Source organism: Streptomyces flavidovirens DSM 40150 (assembly GCF_000429085.1).
Lineage (GTDB): Bacteria > Actinomycetota > Actinomycetes > Streptomycetales > Streptomycetaceae > Streptomyces > Streptomyces flavidovirens.
Map to the genome: position 1 here is coordinate 1 of NZ_AUBE01000004.1, position 26382 is coordinate 26382.

The 26382-nt window shown below is 70.0% G+C and carries 22 protein-coding genes; 9 read left to right on the top strand and 13 right to left on the bottom strand.

Going from position 1 to position 26382, the window contains the following annotated elements:
• Window positions 1-267 precede the first annotated feature (267 nt).
• From G412_RS0107320 to G412_RS0107330, 3 genes are read right to left on the bottom strand one after another with little or no spacing between them, the layout of a single operon-like run.
• A complete protein-coding gene (locus G412_RS0107320) occupies window positions 268-735 on the bottom strand; it encodes an anthrone oxygenase family protein (protein ID WP_037648124.1) in 468 nt (155 codons plus the stop codon).
• Window positions 736-759: 24 nt separating this feature from the next.
• Window positions 760-1665, bottom strand: a complete 906-nt coding sequence (locus G412_RS0107325; RefSeq protein WP_028811513.1) for an ABC transporter permease — start codon at window positions 1663-1665, stop codon at window positions 760-762.
• A complete protein-coding gene (locus tag G412_RS0107330) occupies window positions 1662-4361 on the bottom strand; it encodes an alpha/beta fold hydrolase (RefSeq protein ID WP_028811514.1) in 2700 nt (899 codons plus the stop codon). The genes G412_RS0107325 and G412_RS0107330 overlap by 4 nt, the downstream gene beginning before the upstream one ends.
• Window positions 4362-4490: 129 nt before the next feature.
• On the opposite strand from G412_RS0107330, the gene G412_RS0107335 reads away from it, so the two are divergent.
• From G412_RS0107335 to G412_RS0107350, 4 genes are all read left to right on the top strand, one after another.
• Window positions 4491-4913, top strand: a complete 423-nt coding sequence (locus tag G412_RS0107335; RefSeq protein WP_028811515.1) for a GNAT family N-acetyltransferase — start codon at window positions 4491-4493, stop codon at window positions 4911-4913.
• 94 nt (window positions 4914-5007) lie between these two features.
• Window positions 5008-5808: a pyridoxal-phosphate dependent enzyme gene (locus G412_RS33590; protein WP_051338193.1), complete on the top strand. Its 801-nt coding sequence runs from the start codon at window positions 5008-5010 to the stop codon at window positions 5806-5808.
• 174 nt (window positions 5809-5982) lie between these two features.
• Window positions 5983-7161, top strand: a complete 1179-nt coding sequence (locus tag G412_RS0107345; RefSeq protein WP_028811516.1) for a S8 family peptidase — start codon at window positions 5983-5985, stop codon at window positions 7159-7161.
• Between the two features lie 167 nt (window positions 7162-7328).
• Window positions 7329-8102 carry a hypothetical protein gene (locus tag G412_RS0107350; protein WP_028811517.1) on the top strand — a complete coding sequence of 258 codons (774 nt, stop codon included), beginning with the start codon at window positions 7329-7331 and terminating at the stop codon, window positions 8100-8102.
• A gap of 561 nt (window positions 8103-8663) precedes the next feature.
• On the opposite strand, the gene G412_RS0107360 is transcribed toward G412_RS0107350, so the two are convergent.
• The 7 genes from G412_RS0107360 to iolC all read right to left on the bottom strand — a co-directional run bounded on the left by G412_RS0107360 (window position 8664) and on the right by iolC (window position 16276).
• Window positions 8664-9287 (bottom strand): DUF4291 domain-containing protein, encoded by a 624-nt coding sequence (locus G412_RS0107360; protein WP_028811519.1) that lies wholly within the window; start codon window positions 9285-9287, stop codon window positions 8664-8666.
• Window positions 9287-9775 carry a GNAT family N-acetyltransferase gene (locus tag G412_RS0107365; protein ID WP_028811520.1) on the bottom strand — a complete coding sequence of 163 codons (489 nt, stop codon included), beginning with the start codon at window positions 9773-9775 and terminating at the stop codon, window positions 9287-9289. Before G412_RS0107365 ends, G412_RS0107360 begins: the two co-directional genes overlap by 1 nt.
• Before the next feature lie 154 nt (window positions 9776-9929).
• Entirely contained in the window at window positions 9930-11429 is a 1500-nt protein-coding gene (locus G412_RS0107370; protein ID WP_028811521.1) for a CoA-acylating methylmalonate-semialdehyde dehydrogenase, read from the bottom strand.
• 31 nt (window positions 11430-11460) lie between these two features.
• The gene (iolD, locus tag G412_RS0107375; RefSeq protein WP_028811522.1) at window positions 11461-13353 is read right to left on the bottom strand and encodes a 3D-(3,5/4)-trihydroxycyclohexane-1,2-dione acylhydrolase (decyclizing); all 1893 of its coding nucleotides are present in this window, start codon (window positions 13351-13353) and stop codon (window positions 11461-11463) included.
• Complete coding sequence (iolB, locus tag G412_RS0107380) at window positions 13350-14261, bottom strand: 5-deoxy-glucuronate isomerase (protein WP_028811523.1); 912 nt, start codon at window positions 14259-14261, stop codon at window positions 13350-13352. Before iolB ends, iolD begins: the two co-directional genes overlap by 4 nt.
• Window positions 14262-14270: 9 nt before the next feature.
• Window positions 14271-15155, bottom strand: a complete 885-nt coding sequence (locus tag G412_RS0107385) for a Cgl0159 family (beta/alpha)8-fold protein (protein ID WP_028811524.1) — start codon at window positions 15153-15155, stop codon at window positions 14271-14273.
• A 14-nt stretch (window positions 15156-15169) separates the two neighbouring features.
• Window positions 15170-16276, bottom strand: a complete 1107-nt coding sequence (gene iolC / locus G412_RS0107390; protein WP_037648031.1) for a 5-dehydro-2-deoxygluconokinase — start codon at window positions 16274-16276, stop codon at window positions 15170-15172.
• Window positions 16277-16402: 126 nt separating this feature from the next.
• Here iolC and G412_RS0107395 point away from each other — a divergent pair, with 126 nt between their 5' ends.
• From G412_RS0107395 to G412_RS0107405, 3 genes are all read left to right on the top strand, one after another.
• Window positions 16403-17314, top strand: coding sequence for a sugar phosphate isomerase/epimerase family protein (locus G412_RS0107395; protein WP_028811526.1), 912 nt, complete (start codon window positions 16403-16405; stop codon window positions 17312-17314).
• Window positions 17315-17571: 257 nt separating this feature from the next.
• A complete protein-coding gene (locus tag G412_RS0107400) occupies window positions 17572-17769 on the top strand; it encodes a helix-turn-helix transcriptional regulator (protein ID WP_028811527.1) in 198 nt (65 codons plus the stop codon).
• A gap of 311 nt (window positions 17770-18080) precedes the next feature.
• Complete coding sequence (locus G412_RS0107405; protein WP_037648034.1) at window positions 18081-18299, top strand: hypothetical protein; 219 nt, start codon at window positions 18081-18083, stop codon at window positions 18297-18299.
• 184 nt (window positions 18300-18483) lie between these two features.
• Here the strand turns inward: G412_RS0107405 and G412_RS0107410 are convergent, their stop codons facing one another.
• Window positions 18484-19032 (bottom strand): DUF3291 domain-containing protein, encoded by a 549-nt coding sequence (locus tag G412_RS0107410; RefSeq protein WP_028811529.1) that lies wholly within the window; start codon window positions 19030-19032, stop codon window positions 18484-18486.
• 466 nt (window positions 19033-19498) lie between these two features.
• Here G412_RS0107410 and G412_RS0107415 point away from each other — a divergent pair, with 466 nt between their 5' ends.
• Together G412_RS0107415 and G412_RS0107420 are read left to right on the top strand one after the other, a co-directional pair.
• The gene (locus tag G412_RS0107415; protein WP_028811530.1) at window positions 19499-19813 is read left to right on the top strand and encodes a heavy-metal-associated domain-containing protein; all 315 of its coding nucleotides are present in this window, start codon (window positions 19499-19501) and stop codon (window positions 19811-19813) included.
• 113 nt (window positions 19814-19926) lie between these two features.
• Window positions 19927-22239: a heavy metal translocating P-type ATPase gene (locus G412_RS0107420; protein ID WP_028811531.1), complete on the top strand. Its 2313-nt coding sequence runs from the start codon at window positions 19927-19929 to the stop codon at window positions 22237-22239.
• Window positions 22240-22591: 352 nt separating this feature from the next.
• Here the strand turns inward: G412_RS0107420 and G412_RS0107425 are convergent, their stop codons facing one another.
• Window positions 22592-23881, bottom strand: coding sequence for a citrate synthase (locus G412_RS0107425; protein ID WP_028811532.1), 1290 nt, complete (start codon window positions 23879-23881; stop codon window positions 22592-22594).
• Window positions 23882-24077: 196 nt separating this feature from the next.
• Window positions 24078-26348 (bottom strand): SF1B family DNA helicase RecD2, encoded by a 2271-nt coding sequence (recD2, locus tag G412_RS0107430; protein WP_051338194.1) that lies wholly within the window; start codon window positions 26346-26348, stop codon window positions 24078-24080.
• Window positions 26349-26382 lie beyond the last annotated feature (34 nt).

The following is a 26382-nucleotide window of genomic DNA, read 5'->3' on the forward strand; positions in this document are numbered from 1 at the left end:
AGGTCCTCGACGAGGCACGCACCAACCAGTGCCACGACATGAAGAAGTCCGCCATCGTCGACAACTCCGACGCCCCGGCACTGCCCATCCTCGGCGGCGTCTTCTAAGCTCCCCGGAGCGCTGAGCCGCCAGCGCTGCGGTTACGAGGCTTTCCTCCTTGAGGGCCCCGATCTCGTGAATGAGTCACGGGAATCGGGGCCCTTTTCGTTGTCCGCTTTCCGGCCTACGGTGCCGAGCGTGGCGGCGCCATCGCGGGGAGCCGCAGCCCTATGCCAGGGATGCGCCGACCACCAGGGCGAAGCCCGCCGTGACCAGCAGCGTGCGTACCAGATGCAGGCGGTTCCACCGGGCCTCGAACGCCTTCCGTACCTCACGGTCGGTGCTGCCGGTCCGTTCGGAGGCGGCGAGTGCGTTGTTGAGGGGGATGTTCCCGGCAATCGTGACCAGGTGGTTGAGGATGACGAGCCCCAGGCCGACTGCCAGCAGGACCCACTGCGGCCCCGACCGGTCGTCGCCGGGGACTGCCAGCGCGGCGGCCGGGAAGACCACCGAGGCGAGCATGACCGACACGAACACGCCGCGCGGTACGTCCTCGTTGATACGCCGCATCGCCGCCACGAACTGCTCGTCCGTCAGCCGCCCCAGGGCGGGCATGATGCCGGTGAGGAAGATCAGCATGAAGCCGGCGTACAGCCCTGTGGCGACGACGGCGAGGGCGATCAGGAGAGTGGCCATGGCCCACATCATGGCCGAGCGGGATCAGGAAACGATGTCCTTGCGGCTGAATCCCCGGAACGCGAGCGCGAAGAGCACCAGTGCGTACGTCACCGACACCGCCGCCCCCTTGAGCATTCCGCCCCACTCAAGCTGCGGCTGAAGCGCGTCCGCCCACGCGAACTGCCAGTGCGCGGGAAGGAAGTCGCGCCAGGAGCCGAGTGCGGTCACCGCGTCCAGCACGTTGCCGACGATCGTCAGGCCGACCGCGCCGCCCACCGCTCCCAGCGGGGCGTCGGTCTTCGTCGACAACCAGAAGGCGAGGGCGGCGGTGACCAGTTGGGACACGAAGATGAAGGCCACGACCAGTGCGAGGCGCGGTATCGCGTCGCCGGCCGGCAGCGAACCGCCCGTCGGCAGCTCCAGTGGGCCCCAGCCGTACGCGATCGAACCGGTGACCAGTGCCACGCCCGGCAGCAGCACCATCGCCGCGAGGCTGAAGGCCAGCGCCACCGCGAGCTTGCTCCACAGCAACCGGGCCCGTGGCACCGGCGCCGCCAGCAGGTACCGCAGCGAGGACCAGTTGGCCTCCGAGGCCACCGTGTCGCCGCAGAACAGCGCCACCGGCACCACCAGCAGGAAGCCGGCGGACACGAACAGGCATGTCGCCGCGAAGTTGGCGCCGGACGCGGTGGCGGTGTCCATCAGGGTCACCCGGCCGCCTTCGCGGCCGGGTGTGCCGCCGATCGCGAATGCCGCGATCAGGATGAGCGGCAGCGCGCCGAGCACCACGGCCATGACCATGGTGCGCCGCCTGCGCCACTGCCGCATCGCCTCGACGCGCAGCGGCAGGGTGTGGCCGGCCCGGTAGCCGGGGGCCGATTCGGTGGCCGACTCGGTAGCCGGTTCAGTGGCCCGCTCAGTGGCCGGTGCGGTGACAGGGGTACTCATGCGGAGGTGCCTCCGATCAGGGTGAGGAACGCGTCCTCCAGGCGACGGTTCGGCCCGACACCCGTCAACGGAACGTCCAGGCGAACCAGTTCGCCGATGAGTGCGCTGGGCGATGCCCCGTCCAGCCGTACCAGCAGGCCTTCGTCGGTGCGTACGGCGGTCCCGATGCCCGGCAGCGCCGCCACCTTCTCGGCCAGCGCCTCGCTCACCTCGCCCTCCGTCGTCACGAGCAGCGTGTCCGTGCCACCGGTGATCTCCGCGACGGGTCCGGCCTGCATCAGCTGCCCCCGGTCCATCACGACGAGGTGCGTGCAGGACTGCTCGACCTCCGAGAGGAGGTGGCTGGAGACGATGACGGTGCGTCCCGCGGCCGCGTACCGGATCATCACGTCCCGCATCTCGCGGATCTGGGGCGGGTCGAGGCCGTTCGTCGGCTCGTCGAGGATGAGCAGGTCCGGCATGCCGAGCATGGCCTGGGCGATGGCGAGTCGCTGCCGCATGCCCTGCGAGTACGTCCGTACGGCGCGGTCGATGGGGTCTCCCCTGGTCGAGCGAAGCCGAGAGCTTGGGGAAGGGTCGCCGAGCCCCGCGATCTCCAGGGCCTCGTCCATGCGTGAGTCCTCGGCGGGCCGGCCGGTGGCCTGCCAGTACAGATCGAGGTTGGCCCGCCCGGTCAGGTGCGGCAGGAAGCCCGCGCCCTCGACGAACGATCCGACGCGCGACAGGACGGGCGAGCCCGGCCTGATGGCGTGCCCGAAAACCCGGATCTCGCCGCTGTCGGGCGTGATGAGACCCATGAGCATGCGCAGGGTGGTGGTCTTGCCCGCGCCGTTCGGCCCGAGGAGCCCGAGCACCTGGCCCCTCTCGACGCGGAACGACAGGTCCCGTACGGCATACCGGTCGGCGGACTTGGCGTACTTCTTCGTCAGGCCGGTGATCTGGAGCGGGACCTCGGCGAGCGCCGGGTCGGGCGCGGGCGCCACCGTCCGCCGCCGGGCGGTCAGCAGCAGCGCCACCGCCACGGCCGCGCCGATCGCCGGCAGCCCCCAGACCCACCAGGGCAGCGGGGCCGCCTGGGTCTTCACACCGGTCGCGGTGGGCACGGTGAGCGCCCCGTCCCCTTCGAGGGAGACGGTGTACGCCGCCGGGTCGGCCGGGGACGCGTACCCGAGGTCGGTGGCCGCGAGGACGACGCGCAGCCGGTGCCCGGCCCTCACCTCGTGGTCGATCGCCGGGAGCCGCAGTTCGACGGTGGCGCCGTCCTTCGCACCGGCGCCGCTGACGCGGACCGGCGAGACGAGCTGGGAGGGCAGCACCTGTTGGCGCCCGTCCGCGCTCACGTCGTACACCTTGCCGAACAGGACGGCGTCGTCGCGGTCCGATTTCACCTTGACCTTCACGGTCGGCGAGCCGGTGACGCGCAGGTCGGAGGCGAGCTTCGCGGTCTCGAAGCGCGCGTTCTGCCCGGGGAAGTCGAGGGAGAGCCCGACGCCGAGTCCGGAGAGCTGGGACAGCGCCCCGACCCCCGGTACGGCGGAGATGGCGGGCGGGTTCGCCCCGGCCGGGTTGGTGAAGTGCTGCTCGGGCTTGGCGGCCGCGAGCTTGAGCTGCCGCCGCCCGGCCTCCAGGCCCGGGTAGCGGTCACTCGCCGCGCCCCTCAGCTTGGCCGCGCCGTCCGTGGAGTCGACACCTCCGGTACGGGTGACGCGGAAGGCGGGCCCGGTGTCTGTGCCCTTCTCGCCCTTCAGGTAGCGGTCGAACCAGTCGGTGATCCGGCCCTCCACGCGGGCCGACTCACGGTCCCCGCCGTCGTGCCCGCCCGCGATCCAGTCGACGGCGACGGGCGCGCCGTTGCCGTCGATCGCCTTCGCCATGGCGTCGGCGTGGTCGAGCGGGAAGAGGGAGTCGTTCTGTCCCTGCACGATGAGTGCGGGCACCTTGATGCGGTCACCCACGGCGGACGGGCTGTGCGCCGTCAGCAGGTCACGGGCGGCGGCGTCCGGCTTTCCGGCGACGGCGACCCGTTCGTACATCTCGCACAGCCGATTCTCGAACTTCTCGCAGCCGCCGCCCGTGTTGATGAAGATTCCGGCCCAGAGCTTTTTGAAGACCCCGTCGGGGAAGAGCGCGTCGGCCAGGTTCCAGTAGGTGATCTGCGGTGCGACGGCGTCCACGCGCTTGTCGTGGCCCGCGGCGAGGAGCGAGATCGCGCCGCCGTACGACGAGCCGCTGACGCCGACGCGCGGATCGCCGTCCGCGTCGAGCCGCACCTCGGGGCGCTCGGCGAGCCAGTCGATCAGCCGCGATACGTCCTTGACCTCGCCGTCCGGGTCGTTCAGCCCGATCTTCCCGGTCGACTTCCCGAAGCCGCGCGCGGACCAGGTCAGCACGGCGTACCCGTCGCGGGCCAGTTGCTCGGCCTGCGCCTGTACGTCGCGCTTGCTGCCGCCGAAGCCGTGCCCGAGAAGGACGGCGGGCCGCTTCCCGGCCGCGCCGTCCACGCCGTCCGCGCCGTCCACCGTGAAGAACGAGGTGTCGATTCTCACCCCGTCCATGCTCATGATCCGTTCCTCGCGGTGCACGGTGGGCGCATCGCTGCCGGAGGCTACGGCCGTCCACGTACCGCCCCCGGCGAGGACGGCGAACGCGGCGACCGCACCGGCGAGCGCCCGGCTGCGGGGAATACGTAGCTTCATAACTGAACCCTAGGTCCCGGGTATGACAACCGAAGCTGCCCCCGGATGGAAGTCTCTGGAGTACTCAAGGAGTACGGTGCCCCCGCCCCGTACCGCAGTGGGAGTAGTGCGCGTAGCGAAGGGAGCCCCATGGACACCCGACCGGTCGTCCGCCGCGCGACGACAGTGGCCGAACTGACCGCCGCCGAGCACCTCTACGACGGCCCGGCCCGCCCGGAATGGGCGGAGCGTTTCCTGGCGGCCCCCGGCCATCTGATGCTCGTCGCGTACGTCGAAGGGGAGCCCGTCGGAATGGTCTCGGGCATCGAGATGAGCCACCCGGACAAGGGCACCGAGATGTGCCTGTACGAACTGTCCGTCGACGAGCCGTACCGGCGGCGCGGCATCGGCCGCGCCCTGACGCAGGCGCTGGCGGAGGCCGCGAAGGAGCGCGGCTGCTACGGCATGTGGGTGGGCGTGGAGCGCGACAACGACGCGGCGCTGGCGACGTACCGCTCGGCGCGGGCCGAGGACGACGGCGATTTCGCCATGCTCACCTGGACGTTCGAGTGAGCGGGAGCGGCAGCGCGAGCGCCACACCTTCCCCTTCACCTTCGCTGGCGACCGGCCAGCGCTCGCTCGGCGACCCCGAGGTCCGCTACCCGCTGTGGCCGGTACTCAGCGCCGGCTGCCCGGCACCAGCACCCCATCCATGGCGTACCCCGTCGAGGTGGACTACGCGTACGACGACGTACCGAGCACCCTCTTCGACCCCACGCGGGACACGGACGAGTCCCGCAACCCCACCTGGAGCCACAAGGACCGGCTGAACCGCTGCACGGTCAGCGCGGCGCTCGGGTCGGGCGCGCAGGGCATCGTGGTGGCCTCCTCCGGCAATCACGGCGCGTCTGCGGCGGCGTACGCGGCGCGCGCCGGCCTGCGGCGTGTGGTGCTGGCATCGGCGGGCGCCCCGCCGGCCGTTCAGTCGTTCCTGGACGCGTACGGCGCGGTCGTGCTGCCCGTACCCGAGCACGAGCGGTGGTCCCTGATGCGGCAGATCGTCGACCGCCTCGGCTACCACCCGGTCAGCAACCTCACCGCCGCCGCGCACACCGGCCACGCCTTCGACCCGGAGGGTTACAAGACCGTCGCGTACGAGATCTGCGCCGAACTCGGCGTCCCGGCACAGAGCGGCGGCCGGGCGCTGCGGGTGAGCGACGCGGAGATGGCTGCGGCGCGGGCGGAACTGGCGGCGGGCGGGCTGTGGGCGGAGGTCTCGTCGGCGGCGTCCCTGGCGGGTCTGCGCCAACTGGCGCCGCCGTCCGGCGAAGGGGCACTGGTCTGCGTGTCGACCTCCAGTGGCTTCAAGGACATGGACGTAGGCACGAATCCCCTCGAACCACTCTCTCCGCCCGACTGGGCGACGGTGGCCGGACGCCTCCGCGCCGCAGGCATCTCTTTGGCTTGATTCCGCCGGTAACGCGACCTTGTGCGCTTGTGTGCAGCACGAGACCCTGTGCTGCACATCGGCACCACGACGCACCACGACGCATCACCACGCGCCACGCGCCACGTGCCACCCGCACTCCGCACCCCCGCAATTGCCCGCGATCCGGTCAACGAAAGGTCAGGTGCACGACACATGAGACCCACTTTCCGCCGCGCAGGGGCCCTGATACCCGTCATAGCCCTCGCAGCCGGTCTCCAGCTCGTAGGCCCTCCCACAGCACAGAGCGCGCCCACCGGAGACCTCCGCCTGGCCCCGGCCTCAACGGCGGTCGAAAACAGCTGGATTGTCGTCCTGAAGGACGGCACGACGCGCGCCGCCGACCTGGGCGTCACGCCGAAGCACGTCTACCGCAGCGCCCTCAAGGGCTTCTCCACCACGATGTCCAAGGCACGGGCCGCAAAGCTCGCGTCGGACCCGAAGGTCGCGTACGTCGAACAGGACTCCCAGGTCCAGCTCAACGAGACGCAGACGAACGCCACCTGGGGCATCGACCGCGTGGACCAGCGCAACCTCCCGCTCTCCACGACGTACACCTACAACACCACCGCGTCGAACGTCTCGGCGTACATCATCGACACCGGAATCCGCACCTCCCACAGCGAGTTCGGCGGCCGCGCCACGGTCGGCACGGACACCGTGGGCGGCGGCCAGAACGGTCAGGACTGCCAGGGCCACGGCACGCACGTGGCGGGCACGGTCGGCGGCAAGACGTACGGCGTCGCGAAGGCCGTCAAGCTGGTCGCGGTGCGTGTCCTGGACTGCGCGGGCTCCGGTACGACGGCGGGCGTCATCGCCGGCGTCGACTGGGTCACGGCGAACGCGAAGAAGCCGGCCGTGGCCAACATGAGCTTGGGCGGCGGCGCGAACACCTCACTCGACAACGCGGTGAAGAAGTCCATCGCCTCGGGCGTCAGCTACGCCGTCGCGGCCGGAAACGGCAACATCCTCGGCTGGCCCGCCAACGCGTGCAACTACTCACCCGCCCGCGTCCCCGAGGCCATCACCGTCGGCGCGACCGACAGCAGCGACCGCCGCGCGTCCTTCTCCAACTACGGCACGTGCCTGGACCTCTTCGCGCCGGGTGTGAACGTCACGTCCGCCTGGAAGGACAACGACACGGCCACGAAGACCATCTCCGGTACGTCGATGGCCGCGCCCCACACCGCAGGCGTAGCCGCCCTCTATGTCTCCGTCAACCCGACCGCGACCCCGGCCCAGGTCCGCGACGCCCTGGTCAACAACGCGACCCCCAACAAGGTCCAGGACCCCCGCACGGGCTCTCCCAACAGGCTCCTGTACTCCCTCTTCTAGCCGCGTGATCCACTCCCCCGGGCGCGGCCAGGCGTCGCCGTGCCCGGCGGGAGGCCACGCGGTTGCGGGCGTCGCCTCCGCACGGGTTATCCTCACGCGCAATCTGTCATGCCCGTGACCGGGGGGTTCGCGGTCGGTCGCGGGCAGCCCGAACCATATGGGGATTCATGCGCGTAGCATCCACAGGCGCCCTTCTCGCCGGCGCCTTGGTACTTTCCGGCTCCGCTCTCACCGCCACCGCTCCGGCGGCGTACGCGGCGGAGACCGGTGTGGAGATCAAGAAGGTCTCCGTGAACGGTGGCAAGGCCATCGTCTTCGGCACCTCGCGGACGGAGTCGTTCACCATCTCGGTGACCGCCTCCGACGACTCGGGGATCAGCCACAGCGGCCACCGGTACCTCGGCATCGACCGCGAAGTGGGGGACGACTACTGGACGTACCACGGCACGCCGACGTGCACCGCTTCCAGCGCCACCACCTCGACCTGCAAGCTGACCGTCCGGCTCGAAAGTGACATCGACCTGCCGCGGAACACTCTCGCGGGGCCGTGGAAGGTGAAGGTCCAGCTCACCGCCAAGGACGGCGACTACTACGGGGAGACCTACGGCACCCACCCCGTGCAGCGGCGCTCCACCCTCAGCGTCAACGCCTCGCCGGAGCCGGTCACCAAGGGCAAGACGATCACGGTCACGGGCAAGCTGGCGCGCGCCAACTGGGACAGGTACATCTACGCGGGCTACACCAACCAGTCCGTCCGACTCCAGTTCCGCCCGGCGGGCAGCAACACGTACACGACCGTCAAGACGGTGAAGAGCAACTCGACGGGCAACCTCAAGACCACCGTCACGGCCGCCAAGGACGGCTACTGGCGCTGGAACTTCGCGGGCACGTCCACCACGCCGGCGGTCGTGGCAGCGGGCGACTACGTCGACGTACGCTGACGCCTCAGCTCCGCGGTACCGCTCCCCCGGGCGCCGGCGCTTACGCCGCGCCGCCCGGGGGAGCGAGCGGTTCCGCCGCCGCCAGGGCGAGGATTTCGTGGGCGAGTAATCCGCAAGAGCGGTCACTGACCTGCGGGTTCAAAGTTTTCACATGGTTTGCCACAGGTCGGCCGAGCAGAGTTGCCCACGTGCCTCACACCAGGCGGTCCGTCGCCCGGCAAGGGCGTGGACGGCAGAACACTGCTCGTTGACACCGACGAAAGGGACTGTCATGCGTACCCGCAAGATCCTCGTTGGGCTCGCCCTCGGAACCACACTCGCCCTGGGTGCCGTAGCGGCACCTGCCCAGGCAGCTCCCGCCGCGTCGTCCGTCGATACCAGGGGTCCGGCGGATGCCCGGAACGCGGCCGCGGTCAAGCATTTCTACAGTAGCCACCAGACCATCGGCGCCTGCTACAACCGTGGCAACTACTGGATGAGCCAGCATCCCAGTTGGACGGCGAGCTGCGAAAGGTTTCCCGGCCACGACGGGGTCGTGAAGTGGCACCTCTACATGTGGTACTAGAAGTTACTTCTCCCGTACGCCGCGCCGCCCAGCGGAGCGAGTAGTTCCGCCGCTGCCGGATAGACGCGCTCCTGCGGGAGGAGCCGCGCGGCGGCGTGTGGGTCTCCCGCTCGCACCAAGGCGTGGATCTCGTGGGCGAGCGGGGTTACGTCGGTGATGGACACCGTCCACTCGTCGGCGTACCGCCCCGCCGCCTCCCCCGCCAGCCCCAGTTGAAGCGAGCGGTACGGAAGCGGATTCAGGTGTACGTCGCGCTCCGGGTCCCACTGGACACGGGCCGGCGCCTGCCTCAACTCGCGCTTCCAGGCCGCCTGGTCGGCGTGGACGCCGGGTGCGTAGTGCGACAGGCAGGCGTTGCGCAGCGCCCAGTCGAAGCCGGCGCGGGTGATCTCGATGGCGAGGACGGTCTCCTGGTCCTGCTTCGTTCCCCAGCCGCAGCGGTACATCATCCACAGGAACGACGGCTTGATCCACGTCATCCGTTCCCGCTTCCAGGCAGCGGGGAACCGGCCTTCGCGGGCGGCCGGTACGCCGATTGCCGGTGCGTACGCCTGGTAGACGGTGATGGTCGTCTCCGTGTGCAGCGCGCGCATCTCGCGCATCTCGCGCGTACCGCTCATCAGAGGGCCATGTGCATGATGTGCAGACCGACATAGCCCTGAGTGGGGTGCTTGAATCCTTCGGGGAGCGTCCCGATCACCTCGAAGCCGATCGACTTGTACAAGTTCACCGCATGGACGTTGGTCTCCACGACCGCGTTGAACTGCATCGCCCGGAACCCCGCCTCCCGCGCCCACGCCACGCTGTACTCACACAGCGCCCGCCCCACGCCCCGCCCCGAGTGCTTCGGGTCGACCATGTAGGTGGCGCTGGCGATGTGGGAGCCGTTGCCCATGTGGTTCTGGTTCATCTTCGCCGTGCCGAGGACCGTACCGGCGTCGTCGACCGCGACGACCGTACGGTTCGGAGCGGCCGGGGACCACCACTCACGGGCTTCGTCCCTGCCGAGGTGGAGCGGGTACGTGAGCGTCTCGCCCGCGGCGACGATCTCGTGGAAGAACGGCCAGATGGCGGGCCAGTCCTCGGTGGTGGCTTCCCTGATCAACATGCGCTCAGCATGCCGGTACGTGCCACACGACTGCCAGCGTTTTTCGCCACCAGAGCGCCTGGCTGGGCGTTTCTCCGGGTCAGGCCGCGCCGGTCTTGATAGCGGGGCCCGTACGGAAGCGACATCCGTACGGGCCCAAGCGTGATCCGGTGGATCAGTGGTTGCGCGGGAAGCCCAGGTCGACGCCGGCCGGGGCGTCCGCCGGGTCCGGCCAGCGGGTCGTGGTGACCTTGCCGCGGGTGTAGAAGTGGATGCCGTCGTTGCCGTAGATGTGGTGGTCGCCGAAGAGCGAGTCCTTCCAGCCACCGAAGGAGTGGTAGCCGACCGGCACCGGGATCGGGACGTTGACGCCGACCATGCCGGCCTCGATCTCCAACTGGAAGCGCCGCGCCGCGCCGCCGTCGCGGGTGAAGATCGCGGTGCCGTTGCCGAAGGGCGACGCGTTCATGAGGGCGACGCCCTCTTCGTACGTGTCGACGCGCAGGACACAGAGGACCGGGCCGAAGATCTCGTCGCGGTAGGCGTCGGAGTCGGTGGAGACCTCGTCGAGGAGGGACAGGCCGATCCAGTGGCCGTTCTCGAAGCCCTCGACCGTGTGGCCCGTGCCGTCCAGGACGACCTTCGCGCCCTGCGCGGCCGCGCCCGTGACGTACGAGGCGACCTTGTCACGGTGGGCGGCGGTGATCAGCGGGCCCATCTCGGACGCCGGGTCGTTGCCGGGGCCGATCTTGATCTTCTCGGCGCGCTCGCGGATCTTGTCGACGAGCTCGTCGCCGATCGCGCCCACCGCGACCACCGCGGAGATCGCCATGCAGCGCTCACCCGCCGAGCCGTACGCCGCCGAGACCGCCGCGTCGGCCGCCGCCTCCAGGTCGGCGTCCGGCAGGACCAGCATGTGGTTCTTCGCGCCGCCGAGCGCCTGGACGCGCTTGCCGTTGGCGGAGGCGGTCTGGTGGATGTAGCGGGCGATCGGGGTCGAGCCGACGAAGGAGACCGCCGCGACGTCCGGGTGGTTGATGAGGCCGTCGACCGCGACCTTGTCGCCGTGCAGGACGTTCAGTACGCCGTCGGGCAGCCCGGCCTCCGACGCCAGCTCAGCCAGCCGGACCGACGCGGACGGGTCCTTCTCGCTCGGCTTCAGTACGAACGTGTTGCCGCACGCGATGGCCAGCGGGAACATCCACATCGGCACCATCGCCGGGAAGTTGAACGGCGTGATGCCCGCGACGACACCGAGCGGCTGGCGGATCGAGGAGACGTCCACACGGTTCGACACCTGCGTGGACAGCTCGCCCTTGAGCTGCGTCGTGATGCCGCACGCCAGCTCGACGATCTCCAGACCGCGCGCCACCTCGCCCAGCGCGTCCGAGTGGACCTTGCCGTGCTCGGCGGTGATCAGGGCGGCGATCTCGTCGCGGTGGGCGTCCAGCAGCGCGCGGTAGCGGAAGAGCACCGTGGTGCGCGCGGCGAGGGAGGAGGTGCCCCACGTCGCGTACGCGGCCTTCGCCGACGCCACGGCGGCGTCGACCTCCTCGACCGAGGCGAGCGCGACCTGCGTGGTCACTTCACCCGTGGCCGGGTCGGTCACCGGGCCCCAGTTACCCGACGCGCCCTCGACGGTCTTGCCGCCGATGAAGTGGTTGACGGTCTTCATCCCAGTACTCCTTGTAGTGCAGCGGGGGCGGTCAGAGATGGCGGCGTCGCGCAGCGGCTTGACGGTCGTACTCCTCCCGGGCCTTGACCGTCGACGGGCGGGTCGCGGTCTCGGCCACGGGAACATCCCACCACGCCTGGGCGGCGGGCGCGCCCGACACTGTGTCGGGCGTTCGCGTCTCGACGTAGACACATGTGGGGAGGTCGGACCGGCGCGCCTCCGCAAGAGCTTCCCGCAGGTCACGCACGGTCTCGGCGCGAAGGACCCGCATCCCCAGGGACGCGGCGTTCGCCGCCAGGTCCACCGGGAGCGGCGCGCCGGTGTACGAGCCGTCGGGCGCCCGGAAGCGGTACTCCGTACCGAAACGCTCGGCGCCGACGGACTCGGAGAGGCCGCCGATGGAGGCGTAACCGTGGTTCTGGAGGATGACGACCTTGATGGGGAGGCGCTCCTGCACGGCGGTGACGATTTCGGTGGGATTCATCAGGTACGTACCGTCGCCGACCAGTGCCCAGACCGGGCGGCCGGGGGCGGCGAGCTGCACGCCGATGGCGGCGGGGATCTCGTAGCCCATGCAGGAGTAGCCGTATTCGACGTGGTACTGGGTGCGGGAGCGGGTCCGCCAGAGTTTGTGGAGGTCGCCGGGGAGGGAGCCGGCCGCGTTGATGAGGATGTCGTCGTGGCTGACGAGGCTGTCGAGTACGCCGAGCACCTGGACCTGGGTCGGCCGTGCGTCCCCGTCGGGCGCGGCGTAGGCGGCGGTGACGCGGTACTCCCAGCGGGCCTTGGCCGCGCGGTATTCGGCGACGTAGGCGTCGGGGACGCGGTGGCCGTCCAGGGCGTGCTTGAAGGACTGGAGTGCGACGCGGGCGTCACCGACGACCTGTCGCGCGCCCATCTTGTGGGCGTCGAAACCGGTGATGTTGAGGTTGACGAAGCGGACGTCCGGGTTCTGGAACAGGGTCGCGGATGCGGTGGTGAAGTCGGAGTAGCGGGTGCCGACCCCGATCACCAGGTCGGCGTTACGGGCGAGTTCGTCGGCGGTGGCGGTGCCCGTGTGGCCGATGCCGCCGACGTCCGCCGGGTGGTCGTACGGCAGTGAGCCCTTGCCCGCCTGGGTGGAGGCGACGGGGGTGCCGGTCGCCTCGGCGAAGGCCTCCAGGGCCTGCTCGGCTCCGCTGTGGTGGACGCCGCCGCCGGCGATCAGCAGGGGGCGGCGGGCGGCGCGGAACGCCTCCACCGCCGCGAAGAGTTCGCGCTGGTCCGGCTCTTGGGCCCGTACCCGCCAGACGCGCTCGGCGAAGAACTCCTCCGGCCAGTCGTACGCCTGTGCCTGCACGTCCTGCGGCAGCGCGAGGGTTACGGCGCCGGTCTGCGCCGGGTCGGCCAGGACCCGCACGGCGGCGAGCGCGGCGGGGATGAGGGCCTCGGGGCGGGTGACCCGGTCGAAGTACCGGGACACCGGACGCAGGCAGTCGTTGACGGACACGTCACCGGCGTACGGGACTTCAAGCTGCTGGAGTACGGGGTCGGCGGGGCGGGTCGCGAAGGTGTCGCCGGGGAGGAGGAGGACGGGCAGGTGGTTGATCGTCGCGAGGGCGGCGCCCGTGACGAGGTTGGTGGCGCCGGGGCCGATGGAGGTGGTGACGGCGTGCGCGGAGAGGCGGTTGGACTGGCGGGCGTAGCCGACCGCGGCGTGCACCATGGCCTGCTCGTTGCGGCCCTGGTAGTACGGCATGTCGTCCGAGCCGGGTTCGAGGAGCGCCTGGCCGATGCCGGCGACGTTGCCGTGGCCGAAGATGCCCCAGGTGCCGGCGATCAGGCGGTGGCGGGCGCCGTCGCGCTCGGTGTACTGGCGGGCGAGGAAGGCGACCAGGGCCTGGGCGGTGGTCAGCCGGCGAGTGGTCGGGCGGCGGGTGCTCATCGCTCCTGCTCCTCGGGTCCGTACAACGGCAGTCTGGGGTCGACGGGCTGCGAAGCCCAGGTGTCGCGGATCCAGCGGTGGTCGGGGTGGTCGCGGATCAGCCACTCCCGTTCCTCCCCGGACCCCGGGCCCGCCATCACGTTGAGGTAGTAGAGGGTGTGGCCGGGCGCGGCGATGGAGGGGCCGTGCCAGCCGTCGGGGATGAGGACGGCGTCGCCGGTGCGGACTTCGGCGAGGACGTCCGTACCTCCGGGGCGGGACGGCGAGACGCGGTGATAGCCGAGGCCGCTGTCACGGCCGTGTCCGTCGGGGTCGGCCACCTCGAAGTAGTAGATCTCTTCGAGCTCGGACTCGACGCCCGGTTGGTACTCGTCGTGTTTGTGGGGCGGGTACGAGGACCAGTTCCCGCCGGGGGTCAGGACTTCGACCGCGATGAGCCGGTCGCACGCGAAGGCGCTCGCGGCGGCGAAGTTGTTGACCTGGCGCGAGCAGTTGCCGGTGCCGCGCAGTTCGACGGGTACCTCCGGCGCGGGGCCGTAGCGGGCGGGGAGTCGTCGCTCGCACCTCGCTCCTGCCAAAGCGAAGCGGCCTCCCGCGCCGGAGGTGATCTGGGCGTGGGCGTCACGGGGCACGTAGGCGAAGTCGGTCACCGACTTGAACACGCTTTCCCTGCCCAGCAGTTCAAAGCCCTCGCCTTCGCCTTCCACGTGCACCGCACAACCACCGTTCAGTGGCAGGACGATCCACTCGCTGTCTCCGGCGGCGAGCGAGTGCGAGCCGCCGGGCGGCAGCTCCAGCACGCGCAGGCTCGAATGGCTCCAGCCGGCCCGTTTCGGGTCGATGTCCAGGGCGTACGGACCCTGCGCGGCGGCTCCCGCCCGGAGTACGTGCCTGTCGTTGTCCGTCATGCCTTCTCCCTACCCCTCGGCCTTGTGCTGCAGCAGTCCCACGGCCGTGTCGACCGCGCCCGCCACGTCCCCGTCGGCCGGATAGAGCAGCGACCGGCCGACGACAAGACCCTGGACGGTCGGCAGCCGGAGCGCCTCGCGCCACTTCTCGTACGCCGCGTCCTGGTCGGCGCCGACCTCGCCGCCCAGCAGCACGGCGGGCAGCGTCGAGGTCTCCATGACCCGCGCCATGTCGTCGGGGTTCTCCGTCACGGGGACCTTCAACCAGGTGTACGCCGAGGTGCCGGCGAGGCCGGAGGCGATGGCGATGGAACGGGTGACGGCTCCGGCGCTCAGGTCGTTGTGGACTTTCCCGTCCACGCGGCGGGAGATGAACGGCTCGACGAAGACCGGCAGCCGCCGTTCGGCCATCGCGTCGATGGTGCGGGCGGTGGCGTGGAGGGTGTCCAGGGATCCGGCGTCGTCGTAGTCGATGCGCAGGAGCAGCTTGCCCGCGTCGAAGCCGCGGCGCTCCAGGTCCTGGGCGCGGGGGCCGGTGAAGCGGTCGTCGAGTTCGAACGCGGCGCCGGACAGGCCGCCGCGGTTCATGGAGCCGATGACGACCTTGTCGTCGAGGGCGCCGAGGAGGAGCAGGTCGTCGAGGATGTCGGCGGCGGCCAGCACGCCGTCGACGCCGGGGCGGGAGAGGGCGAGGCAGAGCCGCTCCAGCAGGTCGGGGCGGCCGGCCATCGCGAGTTCGTGGTCGCCGACGCCGAGGGCGCCGCGGGCCGGGTGGTCGGCAGCGATGATCATGAGCCGCCCGCTCGGGCCGATCAGGGGTCGGCGGGGGCGGCGGGCGGCGGCCTCAGCGATCGCTTCGGGGTGGTGGGTCCGTACCCGTACGAGGTCGGGGATGCGCAGGCCGGTGGTCACGACGTCGGCTCCTGCGCGGGGACCGGGCCGCCCGCGAGGACGTGTTCGACCTCGGCCGGGCGGGGCATGGCGGAGGAGCAGGCGAGGCGGGAGGCGACGATGGCGCCGGCGGCGTTGGCGTACCGCATGGTCCACTCAAGGTCCCAGCCGGCGAGGAGCCCGTGGCACAGGGCCCCGCCGAAGGCGTCGCCGGCGCCGAGGCCGTTGAGTACCTCGACGGGTACGGGCGGGACTTCGGCCGTCGTACCGTCGCGGTGCATGGCCAGCACGCCCTTGGGTCCCTGTTTGACGACGGCGAGTTCGACACCGGCGGCGAGCAGGGCGCGGGCGGCGGCGTACGGTTCGCGCTCACCGGTGGCGACTTCGCACTCGTCGAGGTTGCCGACGGCGACGGTGGCGTGGCGAAGGGCCCGGGCGTAGTACGAGCGGGCCTCAGCGGGGTCCACGTTCTTCCGGGCTGGGTCCTTCGGGGGCGCGTCCTTCGGGGGCGCGTCCTTCCGGGGTGCGTCCTTCCGGGGTGCGTCCTTCCGGTCCGCGTCCTTCCAGGCTGCGTTCTTCCAAAACATGGGCCGCCAGTCGAGGTCGAAGACCGTCGTACCGCACGCCCCCTGCGCCCCCCGCGCTTCCAGCGCCGCGAGCGTCGCCGAGCGGCTCGGCTCCTCGCACAGGCCCGTGCCCGTCATCCAGAAGATGCGCGCTGAACGGATCGCGTCCAGGTCCAGCTCCTGGGCCCGCAGCTCCAGGTCCGGCGCCTTCGGCTGCCGGTAGAAGTAGAGCGGGAAGTCGTCCGGCGGGAAGATCTCGCAGAACGTCACCGGCGTCGGCAGGTCGGCGACCCCGGTCACCCAGCGGTCGTCGACCCCGAACTCCCTGAGTGCCTCGTGGAGGTAGTCACCGAAGGGGTCGGTCCCGGTGCGGGTGATGAGGGCCGTGCGCCGGCCCAGCCTGGCCGCCGCGACCGCCACGTTCGCGGCGGAGCCGCCGAGGAACTTGCCGAACGCGTCGACCCGCGCCAGCGGGACACCGGCCCGCAGTGGATAGAGGTCGACTCCGATCCGGCCCATCGTGATCAGGTCGTACGGCTCGTACGAATTGGGCAGCATGCGCGTCCCTCCGGTCCGGCGACTGCACCCAGGTCTAGTGGGCGTCGGCGCATGCTGTCAACGCTTTGTCCTTACATTCGGACGAACCCTTGACACGTTTCACGGGCGGCCGGAAAGCTGGCGCCCATGACGTCTCCTGCACCCGCGCCGACCCGCATCCGCGTCGGTTCCGCCCCCGACTCCTGGGGAGTGTGGTTCCCCGACGACCCACGGCAGGTGCCCTGGGAACGGTTCCTCGACGAGGTCGCCGAGGCCGGCTACCGCTGGATCGAGCTCGGCCCGTACGGCTATCTCCCGACCGATCCAGCCCGCCTCGCCGACGAGACCCGCCGACGGGAACTGTCCGTCTCGGCGGGGACGGTCTTCACCGGACTGCACCGGGGGCCGGAGGTCTGGGACGCCACCTGGCGGCACGTCGCGGACGTCGCCGAGCTGACCAGAGCCATGGGCGCGGAGCATCTGGTCGTGATCCCGTCGTTCTGGCGGGACGACAAGACCGGCGAGGTGCTGGAGGAGCGCACGCTGACGCCCGCTCAGTGGCGGACGCTCGCCCGGCAGACGGAGCGGCTCGGGCGCGAGGTGCGCGAGCGGTACGGGCTGAAGATCGTCGTCCACCCGCACGCGGACACCCATATCGACAGCGAGGAGAACGTCACCCGCTTCCTGGACGCGACCGACTCGGCGCTGGTGTCACTCTGTCTGGACACCGGCCACTACGCGTACTGCGGCGGGGACAGCGTCAAGCTCATCGAGACGTACGGGGAGCGGATCGGCTACCTCCACCTCAAGCAGGTGGATCCGGAGATCCTCGCCGAAGTCGTCGCGAACGAGGTGCCGTTCGGGCCCGCCGTGGGGCGGGGCGTGATGTGCGAACCGCCCGCCGGGGTGCCGGCGCTGGAGCCCGTACTGGCGGCGGCCGGGCGGCTGGACGTCGACCTGTTCGCGATCGTCGAGCAGGACATGTATCCGTGCCCGCCGGACAAGCCGCTGCCGATCGCCCGGCGTACGCGCCACTTCCTGCGCTCCTGCGGCGCCTAGCAGCCCGCGACGCGCCGATCCGCCAACCGCCGACCGCACAGGACCGTCCCGCCCGCCACAAGCGTCACATTCGTTGAACTCCTGTCACACATGTCTCCGTTGTGCGGGTCTTCCGTCACAGGCGTACGACAGCCCCTCCCCGAACATCACCCTGCGTCGTTCAACGAGCACAGGCTGAGTGATCGCCAGCGTTCGCGCCCCAGCCCCCCCGACGGCCCCCCGGCCGCCGCTGAGGCGCGCGCAGGGAGGTGCCACAGATGACTGACCGAAGACTCTGGTCGTACAAGGAGATCGCCGCGCACATCCGGGTCCAGCCGGACACCGTGCGCTCCTATCGCAAGCACGGACTGCTTCCCGCGCCCGACCACGTGGAAAGCGGCAAACCGTATTGGTACGCGGACACCATCCGCACCTGGGTGTCACGCCGCCCGGGCAACAGAGGCCGCAGGGAATGAGCCGCGCGGCGTCGGTCTCCAAGCGCTTGGAGACCGACGCCGCACGCGGCCGATTCCGCCGCTAAATGCCGTTTTCACTTCACCTGTGCATCGATACACCCAAGATCTGGACATCTCACGCCCATCCCATTGCTGATATGCCACGCCCGTCATTAGCGGACTATTTCGTGAGGGCAAAAGTGCAGGTCAGGGGGATGTTGTGGTGCCGAAGTGTGCACCATAAGGAGACCTGGGAGTAAGTTGCCGGGTGGCCCGCGGGCGTGATTGCATCCGCTTCGGGAACCCCATCGCATTTAATGAAAGGGCGAGTAATGCGCAATCACTTCACCTCCGAGGTCGAGACCAGCGAGCTTTCCGACAGCGCGCTGGACAGCATCTCGGGTGGTATGGCCAGCGCCAGCGCCGACGTCTCCGGTCACGCCGCCTCCGCGAGCGTCGGCGACGTCGCCGGTGCTGCCGGTTCCGTCGTGGCCTCCCTTCCCCTTTCGCGGGTCACCGGCCTCGTCTCGGTGCAGACCAACTGCATCTGACAGTAGGCCTGCCAGGACCCCGGAGCTTCCAGCTCCGGGGTCCTGCGCGTTTAGAGATCGTCTCAACTGGCTTGATCGCCAGGCTGCCAACCGCCTTCGCCGGAATCGCCGCCGCCCACATCAAGGAACTCAGGACGGACTATCCGGCCGCCGCGATGGCGATGCTCGGCCCGGCTCAGAACCGCTATGCGGACCCGGCTGCCATGCCTTTGATCCTGGCCGGAGTTCCGTCCGGGGCGAACGAGTGGTGGAAGGTGAAGGCGTGCGGCGCGGAGCCGTGGTCGTGGAGGTGCTCCAGCCTGGAAACCCCGTCCTGCCAGGTGGGTATCACGTCGTTGTCGACCCACCAGAACACGTAACCCGGATGTCCTGTCCTCTCGAACCAGTCGTAACGCCTGTTCAGCGCCTCACGGTGCAGGCCGGTGTAGATGGCGTCGAAGGCGGGGCGCAGGTCGGTCCAGAGCGAGAGGGTCGCGGCCAGGGCGGTGGTTTCCACCGTACGGCCCTTGCCGTACCAGGTCGGTACGGCGAACTCTCCCCATGCACCCCAGTCCGCCTCGAAGTGTGAGCCCCGGTCACCGTCTGCCGCTTCAGCACGCGCGAGGTATCCGGGGTGCTGACTGATCTTCCGGTAGACGGCCTCACCAGTGTCGTACAACTCGCGCGTGAGAGGTGCGGGATCGGCGAGAGGTGACTTCAGGACGCCGAATGTGTACAGAGCAAGATGGGGCATGCTTCTCTCCCTGGTCGGGGTGCCCGGTGTGGACCCGGTTCGGTGGCTTACGCATGGGGGCGAGGATTCGGGGGCGTGACCAACTCATCCCGTCGCGGGTGGCTCAGCCTGAAGGAACTCCCGTACGACCGTGAGCGATCGCCGAAGACCAGGTGAAGGTAGCCGCCTCTGCGGGCCATGTCGAAGTTGCGTTTTCCCTGCCCAAGTGGCCTCTTGCACCGGTCATTGCGGGGGCTGGGGCGGGCCGGCGGGCTGCACACCCCTCGCCCAATGCAACGACGTCTTATTGGGCGAGTCGTTCGGAGTCGCCCTCGGCCAGCTCGGGGCGCGGGGCGCGAAACGCCGGGGGGAGAAGTGGCATTCATACCCCCTAGGGGTATAGTCTGGGCAGTGTCAGGCAGTCACGGCATCCCCGTGGCTTTCTGGGGCACCACGACTGCGTACGCCTTCGAGAGGGAGAACCGACATGACCGCCGAGACCGAGACGAAGACCGAGGCCCCCGCGACCGGCTCCTGCTGCTCGCCGGCCGGCTCCTGCCACGACACGTCGGCCGGGGTCCAGGTGGGCGCCGTCACCACTGTCTACCAGGTGAGCGGGATGACCTGCGGCCACTGCGAGGGCGCCGTCGCCGGCGAGGTCTCGGAGATCCCCGGTGTCACTTCGGTGAAGGCGGTGGCCTCCACCGGGCAGGTGACGGTCGTCTCCGAGGCGCCGCTGGACGTGGAGGCCGTACGCGCCGCCGTCGACGAGGCCGGTTACGAACTCGTTGGCCAGGCCTGAGGGCCCGCCCGAACCACCTGTATCTCCCGTACCACCTTCTTCGGCCGGGCCGTACCGGGCCAGGTTCATACTGGCTCCCGTACGGCCCAGCCTGTTTTCCCTGGAGCGAGCACATGACCAGCACAGCGCAAGAGGCGCCGGCGCCGACCGTGGACACCTCCCAGGTCGAGCTCTCCATCGGCGGCATGACCTGCGCCTCCTGCGCCGCCCGCATCGAGAAGAAGCTCAACCGGATGGACGGCGTCTACGCCACCGTCAACTACGCCACGGCGAAGGCCAAGGTCAGTTACGTCGACGGGGTGGCCGTCGCCGACCTCATCGCCACCGTCGAGAAGACCGGCTACACCGCCGAGCGCCCCACACCGCCCGCCGCCGCCCCGCCGACGCGGGACACGGCGGCGGAGCGCCGGCACGGCGACGACCCGCAGCTCGCTTCGCTGCGGCAGCGTCTCCTCATCTCGCTCACCCTCTCCCTGCCCGTCGTCGTGCTCGCGATGGTCCCCTTCCTCCAGTTCGACAACTGGCAGTGGCTCTCACTGACCCTCGCCGCGCCGGTCGTCGTCTGGGGCGGGCTGCCGTTCCACCGGGCCACCTGGACCAACATCCGGCACGGCGCCGCCACCATGGACACCCTCGTCTCCGTCGGCACGCTCGCCGCGTTCGGCTGGTCGCTGTGGGCCCTGTTCTTCGGACACGCGGGCATGCCCGGCATGCGCCACGGCTTCGAGCTGACCGCGACGCAGCGCACCGACGGCGCCTCGACGATCTACCTGGAAGTCGCCGCCGGAGTCGTCACCTTCATCCTCCTCGGCCGCTACCTGGAGGCGAAGGCCAAGCGGAAGGCCGGCTCCGCGCTGCGGGCGCTGATGGAGCTCGGATCGAAGGACGTGACGGTACTCAGAGGCGGTACGGAGGTACGCATCCCCGTGGACGCCCTCAGCGTCGGGGACCACTTCGTCGTACGCCCCGGCGAGAAGATCGCCACTGACGGCACGGTCACCGAGGGCACCTCCGCGGTCGACGCGTCCATGCTGACCGGCGAGTCCCTGCCCGTGGACGTGACCGCCGGGGACACCGTCACGGGCGCCACCGTGAACGTCTCGGGCCGGATCGTCGTCGAGGCGACCAGCATCGGCGCCGACACCCAGCTCGCCCGGATGGCCCGCCTCGTCGAGGACGCGCAGAACGGCAAGGCGCAGGTGCAGCGCCTGGCCGACCGCGTCTCCGCGGTCTTCGTGCCGGTCGTGCTGCTGATCGCCCTGGGCACGCTCGCCACCTGGCTGCTGGTCACGGACGACCCGACAGCCTCCTTCACCGCCGCCGTGGCGGTACTGATCATCGCCTGCCCGTGTGCGCTCGGCCTGGCCACGCCCACCGCGCTCATGGTCGGCACGGGGCGCGGCGCCCAGCTCGGCATCCTGATCAAGGGGCCCGAGGTGCTGGAGTCGACCCGGCGTGTGGACACCGTCGTACTGGACAAGACGGGGACGGTCACGACGGGCCGGATGGAGCTTCAGGACGTCGTCACGGCGCCCGGCACCGACGCGTCACTGCTGCTGCGCCTGGCCGGCGCCCTGGAGCACGCCTCCGAGCACCCGGTCGCGCAGGCCGTGGCGGCAGGCGCCGCCCGGCGGACCGGACCGCTCCCCGGCGTGGAGAAGTTCGAGAACGTCCCCGGTCTCGGCGTGCGCGGCCTGGTCGACGGACACGAGGTGCTCGTCGGGCGTGCGGCGCTGCTCGCCGAAGCGGGCGTGGAGCTGCCGCCCGAGCTGGCCGACGCCAGGGAAGCGGCGGAGGCCCGCGGGCGTACGGCGATGGCCGTGGCCTGGGACGGGTCGGCGCGCGGCGTCCTGGCCGTGGCGGACGCGGTGAAGGAGACCAGCGCGGAAGCGGTGGCACGCCTGCGCGAACTCGGCCTCACCCCCGTCCTGCTGACCGGCGACAACCGGGCGGTCGCCGATTCCGTGGCGCGTGCGGTCGGGATCGATCCGGGCGAGGTGTACGCCGAGGTGCTGCCGCAGGACAAGGCCGACGTCGTGCGGCGGTTGCAGGCCGAGGGGCGCAGCGTGGCGATGGTCGGTGACGGCGTGAACGACGCGGCGGCCCTGGCCACCGCGGATCTCGGGCTCGCGATGGGCACGGGTACGGACGCCGCGATCGAGGCGGGCGATCTGACGCTCGTACGTGGAGATCTGAGGGTGGCGGCGGACGCGATCCTGCTGTCGCGCCGGACGCTGGGCACCATCAAGGGGAACCTCTGCTGGGCCTTCGGCTACAACGTCGCGGCCCTGCCGCTGGCGGCCGCCGGGCTGCTCAACCCCATGATCGCCGGATTTGCGATGGCGTTTTCCTCGGTGTTCGTAGTGACAAACAGCCTGCGGCTGCGTACCTTCACAGGACACACACAAAGTGACGCACGTCACTGAGATTTGAGGGTAACCATTCGGCCCGCCCGCGAGTCTAAGTGGGCGATGCCAAGAACGTCTTGGGGGACGTTCGCGGAACTGTCTTGGGGGACATTCCGGGCAAGCGTTGGCCGGGACACGTGCACCGGGGAGCTATGAGCGGCCCTCCCGTACGTACGCGTCCCGGCAGACCGCGTGTGGAACTTCCGCACCCGACAGACGCCCGGCCGGATCCCGTGGGGGGAATCCGATCCGGGAAAAGGAAAGCGCCCCGCTTCGTCGACCCGTGGGGGGATCGGCGGGCGGGGCGCTTTCTGCACTGCGCCAGTGCGAGGCCTGAGACGGTCAGCAGCCGTCCATCAGCGGCCCTCGGTCAGCGGCCCTCGACCGGAACGAAGTCGCGCAGGACCTCGCCCGTGTAGATCTGGCGCGGGCGGCCGATGCGGGAACCCGGCTCCTTGATCATCTCGTGCCACTGGGCGATCCAGCCCGGCAACCGGCCCAGCGCGAAGAGCACCGTGAACATCTCGGTCGGGAAGCCCATGGCCCGGTAGATCAGACCGGTGTAGAAGTCGACGTTCGGGTAGAGCTTGCGCTCCACGAAGTAGTCGTCGGCCAGCGCGTGCTCTTCGAGCTTGAGCGCGATGTCGAGCAGCTCGTCGTCCTTGCCCAGGGCGGAGAGAACGTCGTGCGCCGCAGCCTTGATGATCTTCGCCCGCGGGTCGAAGTTCTTGTAGACGCGGTGCCCGAAGCCCATGAGCTTCACACCGTCTTCCTTGTTCTTCACCTTGCGGATGAAGTTGTCGACGTCGCCGCCGTCGGCCTGGATGCCCTCCAGCATCTCCAGGACGGACTGGTTGGCGCCACCGTGCAGGGGGCCCCACAGGGCGCTGATGCCGGCGGAGATCGAGGCGAACATGTTCGCCTGCGAGGAGCCGACCAGACGCACGGTGGACGTCGAGCAGTTCTGCTCGTGGTCCGCGTGCAGGATCAGCAGCTTCTCCAGCGCCGCGACCACGACCGGGTCCGGCACGTACTCCTGCGCGGGGACCGAGAAGGTCATGCGCAGGAAGTTCTCGACGTACCCGAGGTCGTTGCTCGGGTAGACGAAGGGGTGGCCGATCGACTTCTTGTACGCGTACGCCGCGATGGTCGGAAGCTTGGCGAGGAGGCGGATCGTCGAAAGGTGACGCTGCTTCTCGTCGAACGGGTTGTGGCTGTCCTGGTAGAACGTCGACAGCGCGCTGACCACCGACGACAGCATGGCCATCGGGTGCGCGTCACGCGGGAAGCCGTCGAAGAACCGCTTCACGTCCTCGTGCAGCAGCGTGTGCTGGGTGATCTCGTTCCTGAAGGCGGCCAGCTCGTCGACCGTGGGAAGCTCACCGTTGATCAGCAGGTACGCCACCTCGACGAAGGTGGAGCGCTCGGCGAGCTGCTCGATGGGATATCCGCGGTAGCGCAGAATGCCCTGCTCACCGTCGAGGTAGGTGATCGCGGATTTATAGGCGGCCGTGTTGCCGTATCCGCTGTCGAGAGTCACCAGCCCGGTCTGAGCCCGGAGCTTCCCGATGTCGAAGCCCTTGTCGCCGACGGTGCTGTCGATCACCGGGTAGGTGTACTCGCCATCGCCGTACCGCAGTACTACAGAGTTGTCGCTCACGTCATCCCTCACCGACGTAGTGCCTCTTCTTCGAGGTGCCCTGACTGTCTCTACCATCCCCCATTTGGCTCAGCAGAGTGCACTCGGGGTCGGCCATTAGGCCCATTCGCGGCACTCAGTGCCGCCAACCTGCTCATCCTGCCCCCTTACCCCCGGTTCTGGAAGTCGAGCGAGACGTTTGCCATGAACAGTCCCCCTATGGGGCGGTTTGCGCCACGGAAGGGCTCCTCACGATCCGCCCGGCGAGCCGGTGATCCAGCGCCGTACACCGCCTGCCTGCGGAAACGGTACGAACGGCCTGGCCGATCGCCTTGCGGGAGCCGACGAGCACGACCAGCTTCTTGGCCCGGGTGACCGCCGTGTAGAGCAGATTGCGCTGCAGCATCATCCAGGCCCCGGTGGTGACCGGGATCACCACCGCCGGATACTCGCTTCCCTGCGAGCGGTGGATCGTCACGGCGTACGCGTGCGCCAGCTCGTCCAGCTCGTCGAAGTCGTACGGAACCTCCTCGTCCTCGTCGGTCAGCACCGTCAGGCGCTGGTCGTCCAGGCTGAGCGAGGTCACTACGCCCACGGTGCCGTTGAAAACCCCGTTCTGTCCCTTCTCGTAATTGTTGCGAATCTGGGTCACCTTGTCTCCGACGCGGAAGACCCTTCCGCCGAATCTCTTCTCGGGGAGGTCGGGCCGGGCGGGCGTGACGGCTTGCTGAAGCAGCCCATTGAGCGCGCCGGCCCCCGCCGGCCCGCGGTGCATGGGGGCCAGCACCTGGATGTCACGCCTCGGGTCGAGGCCGAACTTGGCGGGGATGCGGCGCGCGGCGACGTCGACCGTGACCCGCCCGGCGTCTTCCGTCTCCTCCTCGACGAAGTGGAAGAAGTCCGGGAGCCCCCGGGTGATGGGCGGGACACCCGAGTTGATGCGGTGGGCGTTCGTCACCACGCCCGACTGCTGGGCCTGGCGGAAGATCCGGGTGAGGCGGACGGAGGGGACGGGACCGCCCTCTGCGAGAAGGTCGCGCAGCACCTCCCCGGCCCCCACCGAGGGGAGCTGGTCCACGTCCCCCACCAGGAGCAGGTGCGCGCCCGGCGCCACGGCCTTCACCAGCTTGTTGGCGAGCAGCAGGTCGAGCATGGACGCCTCGTCGACGACGACCAGGTCGGCATCGAGCGGGCGGTCCTTGTCGTACGCCGCGTCGCCGCCCGGCTTGAGCTCCAGGAGCCGGTGCACGGTGGACGCCTCGGCCCCGGTGAGCTCGGCCAGGCGCTTGGCCGCCCGGCCGGTCGGGGCTGCCAGTACCACCTTGGCCTTCTTGGCGCGGGCCAGCTCCACGATGGAGCGGACGGTGAACGACTTGCCGCAGCCGGGTCCGCCGGTCAGGACGGCGACCTTCTCGGTCAGCGCCAGCTTGACGGCCGCCTGCTGTTCGGGCGCCAGCTCAGCGCCGGTACGGCCCGCGAGCCAGGCCAGCGCCTTGTCCCAGGCCACGTCCCGGAACGCCGGCATCCGGTCCTCGGGCGTGCGCAGGAGCCGCTGGATCTGCGCGGCGAGGGACACCTCGGCCCGGTGGAAGGGCACGAGGTACACGGCCGTGACGGGATCGCCATCGCCGCCCTCCGGGGGCGGCACCTTTTCCCGTACGACGCCCTCGTCCGCCGCCAGTTCGGCCAGGCAGTCGATGACCAGGCCGGTGTCCACCTGGAGCAGTTTCACGGCGTCGCTGATGAGCTGCTCCTCCGGGAGGTAGCAGTGGCCCTGGTCCGTGGACTGCGACAGCGCGTACTGGAGGCCGGCCTTGACGCGCTCCGGGCTGTCGTGGGGGATGCCGACGGACTGGGCGATCTTGTCGGCGGTGAGGAAGCCGATGCCCCAGACGTCGGCGGCCAGGCGGTAGGGCTCGTTCTTCACTATGGAGATGGAGGCGTCGCCGTACTTCTTGTAGATGCGCACCGCGATGGAGGTCGAGACCCCCACCCCCTGGAGGAAAATCATGACCTCCTTGATGGCCTTCTGTTCCTCCCAGGCCGCCGCGATCATCTTCGTCCGCTTCGGGCCGAGCCCCGGCACCTCGATCAGCCGCTTCGGCTCGGTCTCGATCACGTCCAGGGTGTCGACGCCGAAGTGCGCGGTGATCCGGTCCGCCATCACCGGCCCGATGCCCTTGATCAGCCCGGAGCCGAGGTAGCGCCGTATCCCCTGGATGGTCGCGGGCAGCACGGTGGTGTAGTTCTCTACGGTGAACTGCTTGCCGAACTGCGGATGCGAACCCCAGCGGCCCTCCATGCGCAGCGACTCCCCCGGCTGCGCGCCGAGCAGCGAACCGACGACCGTGAGGAGATCTCCGGATCCGCGCCCGGTGTCGACGCGGGCAACCGTGTAGCCGTTCTCCTCATTGGCGTAGGTGATCCGCTCCAGGACGCCTTCGATCACCGCCGAGGCCGCCGCTGGAACACCTGTGGGACTGGGCATGATCCGACGCTACCGCCAGGGTCCGACAGCGCGG